The organism is Cupriavidus pauculus (genome assembly GCF_022179805.1).
Lineage (GTDB): Bacteria > Pseudomonadota > Gammaproteobacteria > Burkholderiales > Burkholderiaceae > Cupriavidus > Cupriavidus pauculus_E.
Genome location: NZ_BPUO01000002.1, coordinates 478,321 through 493,927 on the forward strand (window position 1 = coordinate 478,321; position 15,607 = coordinate 493,927).

The following is a 15,607-nucleotide window of genomic DNA, read 5'->3' on the forward strand; positions in this document are numbered from 1 at the left end:
CCCCTGCCGTACGGTGCCCGCCATGTGCCAGCTGCTAGGCATGAACTGCGCCACGCCGACCGACGTGACGTTTTCCTTTACCGGCTTCGCCGCCCGCGGCGGCGTGACAGACCATCACTCCGACGGCTTCGGCGTGGCGTTCTTCGAGGACAAGGCCTGCCGGCTGTTCATCGACAACCAGTCAGCCGGCACCTCGCCGGTGGCCGAACTGATCAAGCGGTACCCGATCAAGTCGAAGAACGTCATCTCGCATATCCGCAAGGCCACCCAGGGCACGGTGCTGCTGGAGAATTGCCACCCGTTCATGCGCGAGCTGTGGGGCCGGCACTGGATCTTTGCCCACAACGGCGATTTGAAGGGATTCACGCCATTCCTGTCCGGGGTCTACCAGCCGGTGGGCGATACCGACAGCGAACTGGCGTTCTGCACGCTGATGCAGGGCTTGCGCAAGCGTTTTCCGGGGTCGCAGCCGCCGCTCAACGAGCTGGGCCACGCGCTGGCCGACATCACGCGCGACATCACGCTGCACGGCGTTTTCAACTTCTTGCTATGTAATGGACAGGCGCTGTTCGCGCATTGCTCGACACGGCTGTACTACATCGTGCGGCAATGGCCGTTTTCGAAGGCCCATCTGATCGACGCGGACCTGTCGATCGATTTCGCGCAGGTCACCACACCGGACGACCGCGTGGCGGTGATCGCTACCGCGCCGTTGACGGATAACGAAACCTGGACACAGTTTGCGCCGGGCGAGCTGATCATGTTCGAGGACGGCAGGCCGACCATGACGTGGACGGTGCCAATTCCGCCGGAAGTCCAGGCGAAGAACGCGGCGAATACGGCTTGTACTTGAGGGAAGACTCAGCGTACGAGCATTGAAAAAGGCCGGCGGGTTTTGAAGCCCCTGCCCTCACCCCCAGCCCCTCTCCCGCGTAGCGGGAGAGGGGAGCAAGACACTAGCGCTTGACGCTTAGTGCTGCAGGATCTTCGACAGGAACTGCTTGGCGCGGTCCGAGCGGGCGTCGATGTTGCCGAAGAATTCTTCCTTCGCGCAGTCCTCGACGATCTTGCCGGCGTCCATGAAGATGACGCGGTTGGCCACCTTGCGGGCGAAGCCCATTTCGTGGGTCACGCACATCATGGTCATGCCTTCGTTGGCCAGTTGCACCATCACGTCCAGCACTTCGTTGACCATTTCGGGGTCAAGCGCCGACGTCGGCTCGTCGAACAGCATGCAGATCGGATCCATCGCCAGCGCGCGGGCGATCGCCACACGCTGCTGCTGGCCGCCGGACAGCTGACCCGGGAACTTGGCCGCCTGGCTCTTCAGGCCCACGCGCTCCAGGTACTTCAGGCCCTTGGCCGTGGCTTCTTCCTTCGAGCGGCCCAGCACCTTCATCTGCGCGATGGTCAGGTTCTCGGTGATCGACAGGTGCGGGAACAGTTCGAAGTTCTGGAACACCATGCCCACGCGCGAGCGCAGCTTGGGCAGGTTGGTCTTCGGATTGCCCACCGACGTGCCGTCGACCAGGATGTCGCCCTTCTGGAACGGTTCCAGCGCATTCACGGTCTTGATCAGCGTCGACTTGCCCGAGCCCGACGGGCCGCACACCACCACCACTTCGCCCTTGGCAACCTGGGTCGTGCAGTCGGTCAGCACCTGGAAGGAGCCGTACCACTTGGAAACGTTATTAATTTCGATCATACGGCCACCTTTTTCTGATAACGCTTGACCAGCAGCGAAGCGGAGAAACAAATGATGAAGTACACAAGGCCGGCAAACAGCAGCATCTCCACGATGCGGCCGTCACGCTCGCCAATGCCGTAGGCCTGGCCGAAGAAGTCCGCCAGCGCGCTCACGTAGACCAGCGACGTATCCTGGAACAGGATGATGCCCTGGGTCAGCAGCAGCGGCACCATGTTGCGGAACGCTTGCGGCAGCACCACCAGACGCATGGTCTGGCCGTAGGTCATGCCCAGCGCCTGTGCGGCGTACATCTGCCCGCGCGACACGCTCTGGATACCGGCGCGGATGATTTCCGAGTAGTACGCGGCCTCGAACAGCGAGAACGCGATCAGCGCGGACGTCATGCGCAGGTCAGACGCCGCGTTCAGGTTGAACACCTTCTGCAGCAGCTGCGGGATGATCAGGAAGAACCACAACAGCACCATCACCAGCGGGATGGACCGGAACAGCGTCACATACCCCTGTGCAAACCAGTTCAGCGGCTTGCTCGACGACAGGCGCATCATCGCCAGGATCGTGCCCCAGACGATGCCGACGATCACCGCAGTCACGGTGATCTTCAGCGACACCATCATGCCCTCGCCGAGCACGTGGATGGTCGACGCGTTGATCGAGCTGAAATCAAATTCGTATGCCATGTCCAGCTCCTTACTTGCCGCCAATGAAGCCCGGCACGCGGGTACGGCGTTCCACCCAGCGCATCAGGAACATCACCGTGAAGTTGATCAGCGCGTACAGCACCGTGACCGCGATGAACGACTCGTACGGGCGCGCGGTGTAGTCCACCAGCTGGCGGCCCTGGGCGGCCAGTTCCAGCAGACCGATCGTCGATGCCACGGCCGAGTTCTTGAAGATGTTCAGGAATTCAGACGTGATCGGCGGCACGATGACGCGGAACGCCATCGGCAGCAGCACATGGCGGTACGTCTGCGCCAGCGTGAAGCCCATCGCCAGGCCGGCGTTGCGCTGGCCACGCGGCAGCGAATTGATACCCGAGCGAACCTGTTCGCAAACCCGGGCGGCCGTGAAGGTGCCCAGGCAGATCATGGCTGCCAGGAACTGCTGGGTGAACGGGTTCATCTGCTTGATGGCCTCGCCGCCCGGCAGCAGCTCGGGACCAACGAAGTACCAGATGAACAGCTGCACCAGCAGCGGAATGTTCCGGAAAATCTCGACGTAGGTGGCCGCGAAACCCGACAGCCACTTGTTCGGCACGGTGCGCAACACACCCAGCACGGAGCCGATGATGAGGGCGATGACCCACGACGACAGGCCCAGCGCGATCGTCACCTTGAGACCGGAAATCATCCAGTCCAGGTACGTTTCGTTGGAGGCGGCCTGTTCGAGGAACACTCCCCAGTGAAAAATGTAATCCATAGTGCGTCCTCAAAAAGAAACGGAAGGACTGCTCCTTCCGTTTCGCACTGCTCCAATCGTACAGATCAGTCGAGTGCCTTGTCGTTCGGGGTCTTGAAGAGCGCCTTCATGTCTTCGGAAAGCGGGAAGTCCAGGTTCAGGCCCTTGGGCGGAACCGGTTGCTGGAACCACTTCGCGTACATCTGGTTGACCGAACCGTCCTTCATCAGGCCGGTGATCACGGTGTCCGACAGCTTCTTGAACGGTGCGTCATCCTTGCGGATCATGCAGCCGTACGACTCGCGCGACTGGGGCTTGCCCACCACGATCCAGTCGTTCGGGTTCTTGGCCTTGGCGCGCTCGCCGTAGAGCAGTGCGTCGTCCATCATGAACGCCACGGCACGGCCCGATTCCAGCGTCAGGAACGACTGGCCATGGTCCTTGGTGCTGATGATGTTCATGCCCAGCTTCTGGTCGTCGTTCATCTTGCGCAGCAGGCGCTCAGACGTCGTACCGGCCGTGGTCACCACGTTCTTGCCCTTCAGGTCGGCCCAGTCCTTGATACCGCCGTCCTTCTTCACCATGATGCGCGTGCCGATGATGAAGATGCTGGTGGTGAACGAGGCCTGCTTCTGGCGTTCCAGGTTGTTCGTGGTGGAGCCGCACTCGATATCGATCGTGCCGTTCTGCAGCAGCGTGATACGGTTTTGCGACGTGATCGGGATTTCCTTGACCTGCAGGTTCGGCAGCTTCAGTTGGTCCTTGATGGCTTCCACGATCTTCATATTGATATCGTAGGAATAGCCCACCTGGCGTACACCGCCCAGGTTGTAGTTGAACGGTATCGAAGAATCCCGCACACCCAGCGTGATGACACCCGTTTCCTTGATCTTCTGCAGCGTACCCGTCAGCGGCTCGGCTGCCTGCGCGCTTGCGCACAGCATGCCTGCCGCAATCATCAGGCCAGCCAACTTGGCAACATTCATAACATCTCCTTGACCATGAAGAGAAAGGCGCGACTGTAACAGACAGTCTCACCAACAAAACAGTATTGCTTAGCTCGTCACCCAAGACAACGGGTTTTTCCCCTAAGTGGTGCCAATTCGGGCATGGTTTCGCCGCAATGCGCCAAAATGAGACACAACTGGGAAGGCGTGCATGCACGTTTGCGCAAGCCGCATAAACAAAAAAAGCGGCGACCGGAAAATTCCGGTCACCGCTTTTCAGTGAATCATTAAAACGGGAGTATTTGCTGCATCGCAATAGCGCAGCCCTCCCGTTCCATGACCCGCCTGCATCATGGGTACAGACCGCGCATTTCGCGCGCCTGCAGGATTCGCGTACAGGCGACGATGAACGCGGCAGTACGCAGCGTGACCTTGTTGTCCTGGGCAACCTGCCAGATTGCCCGGAAGGCCTCTTGCATGATTCGTACCAGGCGTTCGTTGATCTCCTCTTCGGTCCAGAAGAAGCTCGAGAAGTCCTGCACCCATTCGAAATAGGACACCGTCACGCCGCCGGCGTTGGCTATCACGTCGGGGCAAACCAGGATATTGCGCTCGCGCAGGATGTCGTCGGCCTGCGGCGTGGTCGGGCCGTTGGCGCCTTCGATCACCAGCTTGGCCTGGATCTTAGGTGCGTTGTCGGCGTTGATCTGGCCTTCCAGCGCGGCCGGAATCAGGATGTCGCAGTCGACTTCCCAGAACTGGTCGCCCTTCAGCACCTCAGCCTGGAAGCCGTCGATCGTGCCGCTGTGCGACGCGTATTCCATCATCGCCGGCACATCGAGCCCGGCCGGGTTGAACAGCGTGGTGCGGTGGTCCTGCACCGCCACCACCTTGGCACCCGCCTCATGGAACAGCTTGGCCGCCACGGCGCCCACGTTGCCGAAGCCCTGCACCGCCACGCGCGCACCCTTGACCTCCAGGCCCAGGTTGCGGGCGGCTTCCGTGCCCACCACGAACACGCCACGACCGGTGGCCTCGTGGCGGCCCAACGAACCGCCCAGCGAGATCGGCTTGCCAGTCACCACGCCGGTGGCCGTGCTGCCCGAGTTCATCGAGTAGGTGTCCATCATCCAGGCCATGACCTGGGCGTTGGTGTTCACGTCCGGCGCCGGAATGTCCTTGCTCGGTCCGATGATGATGTTGATTTCGCTGGTGTAGCGGCGCGTCAGGCGTTCCAGCTCACCGTGCGACAGCGTGCGCGGGTCCACGCGGATGCCGCCCTTGGCACCGCCGTAAGGCACGTTCACCGCCGCGTTCTTGACCGACATCCAGGCCGACAGCGCCATCACCTCGGACAGCGTCACGTCCTGGTGGAAGCGGATGCCGCCCTTGCCCGGGCCGCGCGACAGGTTGTGCTGCACGCGATAGCCCTCGTAGTGGGCAATGGTGCCGTTGTCCATTTCGATGGGTACGTCGACGATCAGCGCGCGCTTCGGGCGCTTCAAGGTTTCCACCCATCGTGCCAGCGAGCCCAGGTAGGGCGTGACACGGTCGACTTGCTGCAGGTAGATGCCCCACGGGCCGAGGTTGTCGGCGTTCAGGTACGAGGGCAGGACATGAGCGTTGGAGACGTTTTGCGTCGGTGCTGCGGAAGACATCGTTGGTTTCCGAGTGAAGGTGACACGCAGCATATCGGCGCCACCAGCCGCCGATCCAATGCCGTTTGTTCATCCGCCTCCACATCGTTATGCAAGACTTGCATAACGTTCCCCGCAACCCTTGCGGCGTCTTGCAGCGTCAGGCGCCGCCCGCCGTTGTCTGCAGCGCCGCCCAGACCTTGTCCACCAGTTGGCGCTTGCGCCGGACCGGTCCGGCGCGGCGTTCGCCGCCATTGTCCGATGGCCGCTCGCGATAGAGCCGGATTTCCATGTCGATCGACTGCGGCAGGCCGCGCACGGCCTCGGCCCGCACCAGCCGGCCGGCGGCCACGTCCTCGCGCACCGTGCTCTCTGGCAGGAACGCCATGCCGTGGCCAGCCAGCGCCATCACCTTCAGCGCTTCTGCCATGTCCGTCTCGTAGCATTTGTCGAGCTTGAGCGTATCGGCAGACTCGGCCAGCAGCATGTCCACCATGCGGCCCAGGAACGCATTGGGCGTGTAACTGAGAAACGGCACCGGCTTCTTGTCCGTGCCGGGCAAGCGGAACAGCGGCCTGCCCGCGGCGTCGGGCACACTGTACGGCGACAGCCGTTCGGTGCCCAGCACCAGCATGTCGTAGTGCGCCGGATCGAGCTGGATCGCCTGGCGCGGATGGTGATAGACCATGACCAGGTCGCAGCCGCCTTCCACAAGCATCAGCACAGCGTCGTGGACGTTCAGCGCCCGCAGTCGGCATGGCAGCGTGCCCAGCTTTCCCTCCACGCCCTTGAGCCATTCCGGAAAGAACGTCAGCGACAGCGTATGGGGCACCGCGAATTCCAGCACCTGGGCATTGGCCGAGCGTTGGCCGCGCATCAGCGCACGCGTTTCGCTGACCTGCGCCAGCATGGCCAGCGCCTGTTCGTAGAACACCTTGCCGGCCTCGGTCAGGCTGGTGGGATAGCTCGACCGGTCGATCAGTTCGGTGCCCACCCATGCCTCCAGCGACTGGATCCGGCGCGAGAACGCCGGTTGCGTGACATGCCGCAGCTCCGCCGAACGCGAAAAGCTGTGCGTCTCGGCCAGGCTGACAAAGTCTTCAAGCCATTTGATTTCCATGGCGCGAATTATCTCCCGGCCATGCCAAAACGGCGCGCTCAGCAAAAATATTCTCCTTGAAGTGAGCTTTATAGAACAGGATTACAATATTCGCCGAAGTCGGACGACAGATTGCATGCTGGTGCTACGGAGGCGCTTTTAAGATGAATGCCATTGCACACCAAGAACAACGAGCCAGCCATGCAAGCCGCATCCGTTATCCCTTCCCCGCTGTCTCCGTCGTCAGACCTGTCCTCGCCGCTCTCGCTGCTGGCCTCCGGCATGGAAGCCACGCTGGCGCAAAGCGCCCGCATGGTGGCCGCCCATGTGGCCGCCAGCCTGCCGGACACCGACACCCTGCTGGCCAGCCTGCCGCCGGGCGCCCTGGACGGCAGCCCCGACAACTACACACGCCATCTGGTGCATGCCGATCCGTACGAGCGCTTTTCCGTAATGGTGCTGGTATGGCGCCCCGGCCAGCACAGCCCGGTCCATGGCCATCGCACCTGGTGCGCGTACCGCGTGCTGCGCGGCACGCTGGCCGAACGGCACTACCGCTGGAACCCCGACAACCGCACGGCCGTGCAGGTCGGGGCCGTGACCCGCGAAACCGGCGACACCTTCAGCGTGCCGGCCGGCCTGCAGCATATCCACGCGCTTGGCAACGACAGCAACTCGGTTGCCGTGTCGCTGCATATCTACGGCGTGGACCAGGACCGCATTGCCACCGGCGTGAACCTGCTGGTGGATACCATCGTCAGCTGAATCCGGCCCTGCGGGGGTGGCCGGTGACTGGCACCGCCCCACCCTTCACTCGTGAATCCCATGGACCGCTATGACCGCCAGATCCTCGGCATCCTGCAGGAGGATGCCTCCGTCCCCGTCGCCGACATCGGCGAACGCGTCGGCCTGACCTCCACGCCCTGCTGGCGCCGCGTACAGAAGCTGGAAGAGTCCGGCATCATCCGCAAGCGCGTGGCGCTGCTGGACCCGGCCAAGCTCAACGTCGGCGTGACCGTGTTCGTATCGGTCCGCACCGGCCAGCACAACGTGAAATGGCTGAAGACGTTCCACGACCTCGTGGCGTCGATTCCCGAAGTCACCGAGTTCTACCGCATGGCGGGCGATACCGACTACCTGTTGCGCGTGGTGGTACCCGATATCGCCGCCTATGACGCCGTGTACAAGAAGCTGATCCAGGGGGCAGAACTCTCGGACGTCAGTTCCAGCTTTGCCATGGAGCAGATCAAGTACACGACGGCGCTACCGCTGGACTATGCGTAGCGCTTGACGCCTTACCCGCTTACTTCCGGGGCGTCATGACCTTCAGCAGCGACTTGTCGGCCGAATCGCCGCTGATGTCGCTGGCGAACACACCGCCCAGGTTGCCGGCCGCGTCGATCAGTTCCACCTTGGCACGCACGGTTTCGGGCGTGTCGATGGACCAGAACGTCGAGCCGTTGAAGCGATACGCCGCACCGGCCTCGCGGTCGGTCACGTCACGGTAGCCGACCATGCGAACGATGTCGCGATAGCTGCGCACGCTGCCGCCCTGCGCCTCGGGCACCGGCGCGCCAGCCATCGCCAGGCCATTGGCATTGCCGGCCTGCACGCCGGTCCAGCCGTGGCCATGCATCGGCATGCCGTAGACCTGCTTGGCAGCCGGCACGCCACTGTCACGCATGCGCGCGATCAGGCCAGTCAGGCTGCGATGCGACATGCCGTCCTGTTCGGCCCACGGCGACGTGGCAGGCAACGTCCGCGCGGACGCATGGCCGGTCTTGCTGTCAGATGCGCCAGTGAAGTCGTAAGCCTGGACGTTGACCCAATTCAGCTCGGCGGCGATCGACTGGCCCAGCTTCGCAACGGGCATGCCTTCGGCGGCATTGATCGTGGCCGTAAGCATGCGCTTGGTGTCAGTCTCGCCCAGCGCATCGCGGAACGCGCGTGTCAGTGCCAGGTAGTCGTTCCAGTCGATGCTGGCCCCTGCGCGCGGCGCGAGCCATTCGATGTTGATGCCCTGGAAGACGTCCTTGCCCGCCCCGCTGCCACCGGTGCGCGACTGACCTGCTGGCAGGTTGCCCTTGATGTACAGGTCGACACAGCTTTGCGCCAGCGCGCGGCGGCCTTCCTCGGTTCGCGCAGCCTCGGCCAGGTCCCCGTGTCGGCCGGGTCCGCCCACCGACATCAGCATCGTGGTCTTTCGGGTCCACTTGACCTTCTGGAGCTGGTAGAAATTGCCGCGCACCCGCGTATAGCGATCGTCCGCACGACGGTCCACGGCGTCCGGTGCCGCAAAGGTCCGGCTGTAGTCCGTGAAGGCATTGTTGCGGCCGGCAGCGTCATCGTCATAGCTGCATCGCAGCAGGCCATCCGGCCCCTTGCCCAGACTGGCGTAACCATAGTTCAGGTAGGTAAGCCGGTTACCCGTGCCAATGGCGCCAGCAATATCGGCCACCTTGAAATTGCGCTGGTAGATGCTGTCGCGCTCATAGGTGGCGCCGAACTGGCGCGTCGACGGTGCGGCGTGCTGCGTGCGCGCGGCCTCGGTCACGTCCACGTCGGGCGAGCCGAACGGCGACCCGGGCAGTCGATGCACGATATCGACGCCAAGCGGGAAGGTATCCAGTACCGGCATGCCCGGCAAGTCCGCGCCGATCACCTGCATGTTCAAGCGCATGTGCGACGGTGTGCGATACCGGCTGCCGGCCTTCAGTTGGGGATTGTCCTGCGGGTCGTACCAGACGACCAGCGCGCCGGCTCCCGCTTCGCCGCCGGTCGCATCGACGGGCACGCGCACGCCTTCGAAGCCGGTGCCGCTGGTATTGCGTTGCGCGCGCAGCCATACCGTCTGGACCAACTGACCACGGCTGCTACTGGTTGTTGCAAGTACCTTGATCCGCGTGTACTCGCCTTCCACACCGGCGCGCGTGACATGCTTGAACTTGCTCTGCGGGACGTTGCGGGGCAGCTCCGCGAAATGCAAGGTGGAGACCTGCCAGGTCGCCTTTGGCTTGACGACGTAGACGGTTGGCGCCGGCTTGCTGTCGCGCGTCGCACCGACGACCAGTTCGGGCAACGCGTCGGGCGCCACATAGTCGCCGATCTGATACCACGGGCTGGAGCAGTGGTTGCGCGGCGCGTTGACCGCAGGCGCGTCTTCCTCGGTGGTCCAGACATATTTGCCGTAGCCCACGCAGCTTCCGGCCGGATAGACTTTGTCACTCGCCGCCCAGGGGGCGATCGACGCGCAATCCTCCGGTGAGTTGGGAAGATCGGCCAGGGCATTGCCGGCCGACAACAGCAGTATCACTGCCGCGGACGACACGGCCGTGCGCGGCTTGGCTAGGAGGTTCGTTTGCATATTGGAAACCCGGAGTGGATGGAAGCCGGACCGGTTGGTCCGGCTTCCGCACACTAGATTTCCGGCGATGCCGCAAGAAATAGCCAAGCCGCCAAAAAATGCCCTGCCTCGCGCAGGCTCAGGCAGATTGCGAACTTTCCGAGACTACTGCGACCAATGATCCCGGATCATCCGCGATGCGCCCAGCTGGTCATGCGCTTTTCCAGCACGGCGAACAGCTCGTACATGCCCATGGCCATCATTGCGATCACGACCAGCCCGGCAAACGCCAGCGGCATCTTCATCGCCGAGCCGGCCGACACCAGCAAGTAGCCGATGCCTTCGTTGGCGGCGTTCATCTCCGACACCGTGGTGCCCACGAAAGCCAGCGTGATTGCCACCTTCAACGAAGCGAAGAAGAACGGCATCGCGCGCGGCAATCCCACCTTGAGCAGCACGTCGCGGCGTTTGGCGCCCAGCACGCGTAGTACATCCTCCAGTTCCGGTTCCAGCGTGGCCAGCCCGGTGGCGATGTTGACCATGATCGGGAAGAACGAGATCAGGAACGCGGTCAGGATGGCCGGGCCAGCGCCCAGCCCGAACCACACCACCAGGATGGGCACGAACGCGGCCTTGGGCAGCGCGTTGAACGCCGTCATCAGCGGATAGGTAGCCGCATAGGCCAGCCGCGACGATCCCATCAGCATGCCCAGCACCACGCCGACCACGATGGCCAGGCCGAAGCCGACCATGGTGGTCCAGAACGTGCGCCACGCGTGGCCGGCAATCACTCCGCTGTACTCGGCCATCGACGCCACGATCGACGACGGGCTCGGCAGGATGAAGTCCGACACGTTGAACACCAGGCATGCGCCCTGCCACAGCAGCAGGCACGCGCCAAGAAGAACCCAGGGGGCAAAGCGCTGCACGCGCCTGGCCTGGAGAGAGGACATCGTCGTCATGGTCAGTGCTGCCCGTTGTGGCTTTTCTTGTGGCCGATCATCTCGCGCAGCGCGTGCACGCGCTCGGCGAACGGTTCGGTGTAGGTGACATCCAGCGGGCGCGGGCGCGGCAGGTCGATCTCGCTGCGCAGCAGGATGCGGCCCGGCCGGGCGCTCATCACGTAGACGGTGTCAGCCAGGAACACCGCCTCGCGCAGGTCGTGCGTGACCAGGATCACGTTGAAGCGCTGGGCCTGCCAGAGATCGCGCAGCACGCACCAGAGCTCTTCGCGCGTGAACGCGTCGAGCGCGCCAAACGGTTCGTCCAGCAGCAGCATGCGCGGCTCGTGGATCAGCGCGCGGCAGATCGACGCACGCTGCTGCATGCCGCCGGACAGTTGCCACGGATACTTGTCCTCGTAGCCCGACAGGCCAACGGTGTTCAGCAGCGCACGCGCGCGTTCCACGTACTCGCTGCGCTTCTTGCGCATGGTCGACCGGTACGGCTCGACGATCTCCAGCGGCAGCATCACGTTGTCGAGCGTGGTGCGCCACGGCAGCAGCGTCGGGGCCTGGAACGCCATGCCCACCTGCTTCAGCGGACCGGTGACCTTGGCCCCGTTGATGCTGACCACGCCGCGCGTGGCCGGACGCAGGCCCGTGGCCAGTTTCATGAACGTGGACTTGCCACATCCCGACGGCCCCACGATGGCGATGAACTCGCCCTCGGCCGCCTGCAGCGAAATATCCTCCACGGCGAATTCGCCGCGGCGCGCCAGGTCATCGTCGTAGGCCAGCCAGACGCGATTGAAATCGACGAATGGCCGCGGCTCGGCCACCGTCGACGCGCCGCCCGAGGCGGGCATCAGTGCTTCGCGGGCCATCATCGCAGCACGTCCAGGTCGGCGGCCGACGGCAGGTACGCGTCCGTCCAGAGCGCGTCGGGGTTGATTCGGCCCTTGGTGCCAAACGCGTCGGCCACTTGCGATGCCATCAGCGACAGGCGCGGCTTGCTGACGCGGCCGAATCCTTCGGCCTTGGCGTCCGGCGATTTCACCACGCTGTCCAGCGCGATCTTCAGGCGGCGCACTTCGAGCTTCTCGTCGATGATGCCGTCGCGCGCCTTCACGGCCTTGATGCCTTCTTCCGGATGCGCAATCACATCCTTCGCCGACTTCGAGAACGCGCGCAGGAACGCCTTCACCGCGTCGGGATTGCTCTTCAGGAATTGCTCCGAGGCGATGATCGCGTTGCCGTACAGCTTCACGCCGAACTGCGGATACGGCAGCACGACGATGTCCTCGTCCTTCACGCCGCGCGCATTGAGGTTCAGGATCGACGTGAACGAGAAGCCGGTGATCGCATCCAGGTCACCGCGCGTGAGCATGGTCTCGCGCAGCGTCGGGTCCATGGCCTGCCAGTTGAACGCCGCTGCCTGCAGCCCGTTGGCCTTGGCGAAGATCGGGAACGCACGGCGGCCCGCGTCGAATACCGGGGCACCCAGCTTCTTGCCGGCCAGGTCCTTGGGCGACTTGATGCCCGACTTCTTCAGCGCCAGCACGGCGGCCGGCGTGTTGTTGTAGACCATCATCACGGCCACGGGCTTGTTCTTGGCGTCGGGGTTGTTGCCGTAGAACTCCATCACCGACGCCAGGTCGGCAAAGCCCATGTCATAGGTGCCCGATGCCACGCGGTTGACGACGTTGCCCGATCCGTTGCCGGCGTCGATCGACACGTCGAGCTTCTCGGCCTTGTAGTAGCCCTTCTGCTCGCCGAGCAGGAACAGCGCGGACGGACCCTCGAAGCGCCAGTCGAGCTGGAAGCGGATCTTCGTGGCAGTCTGCGCCTGCACGGTGCCTGCGCAGAGTGTCGACAGCACCATCGTGGTGCCCAATGCAGTGCACAGCTTCAGCAGATGACGGCGCAGGGGGGATTGCGGCATGAACCTTCTCCAGTAGTTGATCTCTCTGGAGAGGACTTTTCGCAAGGGACGTGCCAGCTTTTCATGGGGCTGTCATGCACCAGCGTCGCGCGTGCGCGCGGTGCATTGACGAACCATGATTGTGCGCGGCCTGCTGTCGGCTGACGTTGCCGACAGTGATTGTCGACAATCGTCAGGCGTCTTGCGTGGCGTCGCCTACTTCGATATCACGCGCGTCGGCATCGGGGGTGCCCTGCGCGGCGTTGCGCGCCTGGATCTGCCACATCTCGGCGTAGCGGCCATTGGCGCGCATCAGGTCGGCATGGGTGCCGCGCTCGACGATGCGGCCATGGTCCATCACCAGGATCTGGTCGGCGTGTACCACCGTCGAAAGCCGGTGCGCGATCAGCAGCGTGGTGCGGTTCTGCGCCAGGCGCATCAGCTCGGCCTGGATGGCCTGCTCGGTGCGCGAGTCCAGCGCCGACGTGGCTTCGTCGAACACCAGGATCGGCGGATTCTTGAGCAGCGTGCGGGCGATGGCCACGCGCTGCTTCTCGCCGCCCGACAGCTTGAGCCCCCGCTCGCCCACCGGCGTGTCGTAGCCCTGCGGCAGCTCGCGGATGAAATGGTCGATCTGCGCGGCCCGCGCGGCGGCGATGACCTCGTCGTGCGTGGCCTCGGGCCTGCCGTAGGCAATGTTGTAGTAGATGCTGTCGTTGAACAGCACCGTATCCTGCGGCACGATGCCGATCGATGCGCGCAGCGTGGACTGGCGCACGGCGCGGATGTCCTGACCATCCACCTCGATGCCGCCTTGCGACACATCGTAGAAACGGAACAGCAGCCGCGCCAGCGTGGACTTGCCCGAGCCGCTATGGCCCACCACTGCCGTGGTGGTGCCGGCCGCGATCGTGAAATCCACATCGTTCAGGATCACGCGGTTCGATTCGTACCCGAAGCCGACATGCCGGAAGCGCACCTCGGCACCGTTCACGCGCAGCGGCGGCGCGTCGGGGGCATCGGCCACTTCCTGGTTGGTACCCAGCAGCACGAACATGCGGTCCATGTCGGTGGTGGACTGCTTGATCTCGCGGTAGATCACGCCCAGGAAGTTGAGCGGGATATAGAGCTGGATCATCAGCGTGTTCACCAGCACCAGGTCGCCCAGCGTCAGCTTGCCCGCCGCCACGCCCACCGTGGCGCGCCACAGGATCAGGATCAGGCCCGTTGCGATGATGGCCTGCTGGCCGAAGTTCAGAAACGACAGCGAGTTCTGCGACTTGATGGCGGCGGTGCGATAGGTGCGCAGGTTCTCGTCGTAGCGGCGTGCTTCGTATTCCTCGTTACCGAAGTACTTCACGGTCTCGAAGTTCAGCAGCGAATCGATCGCCTTCTGGTTGGCCCGCGAATCCAGCTCGTTCATCTTGCGCCGGAAGTGCGTACGCCATTCGGTCACGACTATCGTGAACACGATATAGCCCACCAGCGCGCACAGCGTGATGGCCGCGAACAAGATGTCGTAATGCAGGAAGAAGAAGCCGATGACCAGCGCCATCTCCACCAGCGTAGGGAGGATGCTGTACAGCGAGTACGAGATCAGCGACTGGATGCCGCGCGTGCCGCGCTCGATGTCGCGGCTCATGCCACCGGTCTGCCGCTCCAGGTGAAACCGCAGCGACAGTGCATGCAAGTGGCGGAACACCTGCAGCGCGATCTCCCGCACGGCGCTTTGCGTCACCTTGGAAAAGAGGATCTCGCGCAACTCCGTGAACAGCGACCCCGATAGCCGCAGCAGGCCATAGGCGACGATCAGGCCCACCGGCACCACCAGCAGCGCCGTGGCGTCGCCGGCCTTGAGGTCCATGCTGTCGACGAGCTTCTTCATCAGCACCGGCACGCCCAGGTTGGCCACCTTGGCCGCCACCAGGCAGGTCAGCGCCAGCAGTACGCGCCACTTGTAGTGCCAGACATAAGGCAGCAGGTTGCGAACGGTCTGCCAGTCACTACGCGGCGCACCAGCGCCTTTGAACAGGGAGTTGGCCGGCTCGGTGGGGGCGGGCTCGGCGGTCGTGGAATAGCGGCGCATACGTTAGAATTCGTGCCAATGCCGCGATTGTCGCAGAGATCGCCATGTCCGGCAGGCCACTGCCTTATAGCCTCATGAACTCCCCGTATTTCCCGCTCTCATCGATCGCCGACATGTCCACTTCCGCCCCCGCTTCCGAATTGCCCGCCGGCAAGAACCCCGCCCTGCGCGTGGTGCCGATGCCCGCCGACGCCAACGTGCACGGCGACGTGTTTGGCGGCTGGATCATGGCCCAGGTCGACATCGCGGGCTCGATCCCCGCGGTCGAGCGCGCCCAGGGCCGGGTGGCCACGGTGGCGGTGAATTCGTTCCTGTTCAAGCACCCGGTGTTTGTTGGCGATCTGGTCAGCTTCTACGCCGACATCGTCAAGACGGGCCGCACCTCGATCACGGTATCGGTCGAGGTCTACGCGCAGCGCATGCGCCACAGCCACGAAATCGTCAAGGTGACGGAAGCCACGCTGACTTATGTGGCCACGGATGAAAGCCGGCAACCGAGGGTGTTGCCGACGGCTTGAGTATTTGTTCCC

Annotated in this window: 15 protein-coding genes; 4 read left to right on the forward strand and 11 right to left on the reverse strand. The window is 63.7% G+C overall.

Going from position 1 to position 15,607, the window contains the following annotated elements:
- The first annotated feature begins 22 nt into the window (after positions 1 to 22).
- Complete coding sequence (locus MFF62_RS05820; protein ID WP_238261089.1) at positions 23 to 853, forward strand: class II glutamine amidotransferase; 831 nt, start codon at positions 23 to 25, stop codon at positions 851 to 853.
- A 117-nt stretch (positions 854 to 970) separates the two neighbouring features.
- On the opposite strand, the gene MFF62_RS05825 is transcribed toward MFF62_RS05820, so the two are convergent.
- The 6 genes from MFF62_RS05825 to MFF62_RS05850 form a co-directional block, all read right to left on the reverse strand.
- A complete protein-coding gene (locus MFF62_RS05825) occupies positions 971 to 1,705 on the reverse strand; it encodes an amino acid ABC transporter ATP-binding protein (protein WP_238261091.1) in 735 nt (244 codons plus the stop codon).
- Positions 1,702 to 2,385 (reverse strand): glutamate/aspartate ABC transporter permease GltK, encoded by a 684-nt coding sequence (gene gltK, locus MFF62_RS05830; RefSeq protein ID WP_238261093.1) that lies wholly within the window; start codon positions 2,383 to 2,385, stop codon positions 1,702 to 1,704. The genes MFF62_RS05825 and gltK overlap by 4 nt, the downstream gene beginning before the upstream one ends.
- Before the next feature lie 10 nt (positions 2,386 to 2,395).
- Positions 2,396 to 3,124, reverse strand: coding sequence for an amino acid ABC transporter permease (locus MFF62_RS05835; RefSeq protein WP_238261094.1), 729 nt, complete (start codon positions 3,122 to 3,124; stop codon positions 2,396 to 2,398).
- A 65-nt stretch (positions 3,125 to 3,189) separates the two neighbouring features.
- Positions 3,190 to 4,089, reverse strand: coding sequence for a glutamate/aspartate ABC transporter substrate-binding protein (locus tag MFF62_RS05840; RefSeq protein ID WP_238261096.1), 900 nt, complete (start codon positions 4,087 to 4,089; stop codon positions 3,190 to 3,192).
- A gap of 311 nt (positions 4,090 to 4,400) precedes the next feature.
- Positions 4,401 to 5,708 carry a Glu/Leu/Phe/Val family dehydrogenase gene (locus tag MFF62_RS05845; RefSeq protein ID WP_238261098.1) on the reverse strand — a complete coding sequence of 436 codons (1,308 nt, stop codon included), beginning with the start codon at positions 5,706 to 5,708 and terminating at the stop codon, positions 4,401 to 4,403.
- Between the two features lie 139 nt (positions 5,709 to 5,847).
- Positions 5,848 to 6,807, reverse strand: a complete 960-nt coding sequence (locus tag MFF62_RS05850) for a LysR family transcriptional regulator (protein ID WP_238261099.1) — start codon at positions 6,805 to 6,807, stop codon at positions 5,848 to 5,850.
- Between the two features lie 180 nt (positions 6,808 to 6,987).
- On the opposite strand from MFF62_RS05850, the gene MFF62_RS05855 reads away from it, so the two are divergent.
- Together MFF62_RS05855 and MFF62_RS05860 are read left to right on the forward strand one after the other, a co-directional pair.
- On the forward strand, positions 6,988 to 7,551 hold the full coding sequence (locus tag MFF62_RS05855) for a cysteine dioxygenase family protein (protein ID WP_238261100.1): 564 nt from the start codon (positions 6,988 to 6,990) through the stop codon (positions 7,549 to 7,551).
- A 60-nt stretch (positions 7,552 to 7,611) separates the two neighbouring features.
- Entirely contained in the window at positions 7,612 to 8,070 is a 459-nt protein-coding gene (locus MFF62_RS05860; protein ID WP_238261102.1) for an Lrp/AsnC family transcriptional regulator, read from the forward strand.
- A 19-nt stretch (positions 8,071 to 8,089) separates the two neighbouring features.
- On the opposite strand, the gene MFF62_RS05865 is transcribed toward MFF62_RS05860, so the two are convergent.
- From MFF62_RS05865 to MFF62_RS05885, 5 genes are all read right to left on the reverse strand, one after another.
- On the reverse strand, positions 8,090 to 10,150 hold the full coding sequence (locus MFF62_RS05865) for a glycoside hydrolase family 18 protein (protein ID WP_238261104.1): 2,061 nt from the start codon (positions 10,148 to 10,150) through the stop codon (positions 8,090 to 8,092).
- Positions 10,151 to 10,317: 167 nt separating this feature from the next.
- Positions 10,318 to 11,091: an ABC transporter permease gene (locus tag MFF62_RS05870; RefSeq protein ID WP_238261105.1), complete on the reverse strand. Its 774-nt coding sequence runs from the start codon at positions 11,089 to 11,091 to the stop codon at positions 10,318 to 10,320.
- Positions 11,092 to 11,093: 2 nt separating this feature from the next.
- A complete protein-coding gene (locus MFF62_RS05875; protein ID WP_238261107.1) occupies positions 11,094 to 11,957 on the reverse strand; it encodes an ABC transporter ATP-binding protein in 864 nt (287 codons plus the stop codon).
- Entirely contained in the window at positions 11,954 to 13,012 is a 1,059-nt protein-coding gene (locus MFF62_RS05880) for an ABC transporter substrate-binding protein (RefSeq protein ID WP_238261109.1), read from the reverse strand. Before MFF62_RS05880 ends, MFF62_RS05875 begins: the two co-directional genes overlap by 4 nt.
- 172 nt (positions 13,013 to 13,184) lie before the next feature.
- Positions 13,185 to 15,077, reverse strand: a complete 1,893-nt coding sequence (locus MFF62_RS05885) for an ABCB family ABC transporter ATP-binding protein/permease (protein WP_238261111.1) — start codon at positions 15,075 to 15,077, stop codon at positions 13,185 to 13,187.
- Between the two features lie 113 nt (positions 15,078 to 15,190).
- On the opposite strand from MFF62_RS05885, the gene MFF62_RS05890 reads away from it, so the two are divergent.
- Positions 15,191 to 15,595, forward strand: a complete 405-nt coding sequence (locus tag MFF62_RS05890; protein ID WP_238261113.1) for an acyl-CoA thioesterase — start codon at positions 15,191 to 15,193, stop codon at positions 15,593 to 15,595.
- The last annotated feature ends 12 nt before the right edge of the window (positions 15,596 to 15,607 follow it).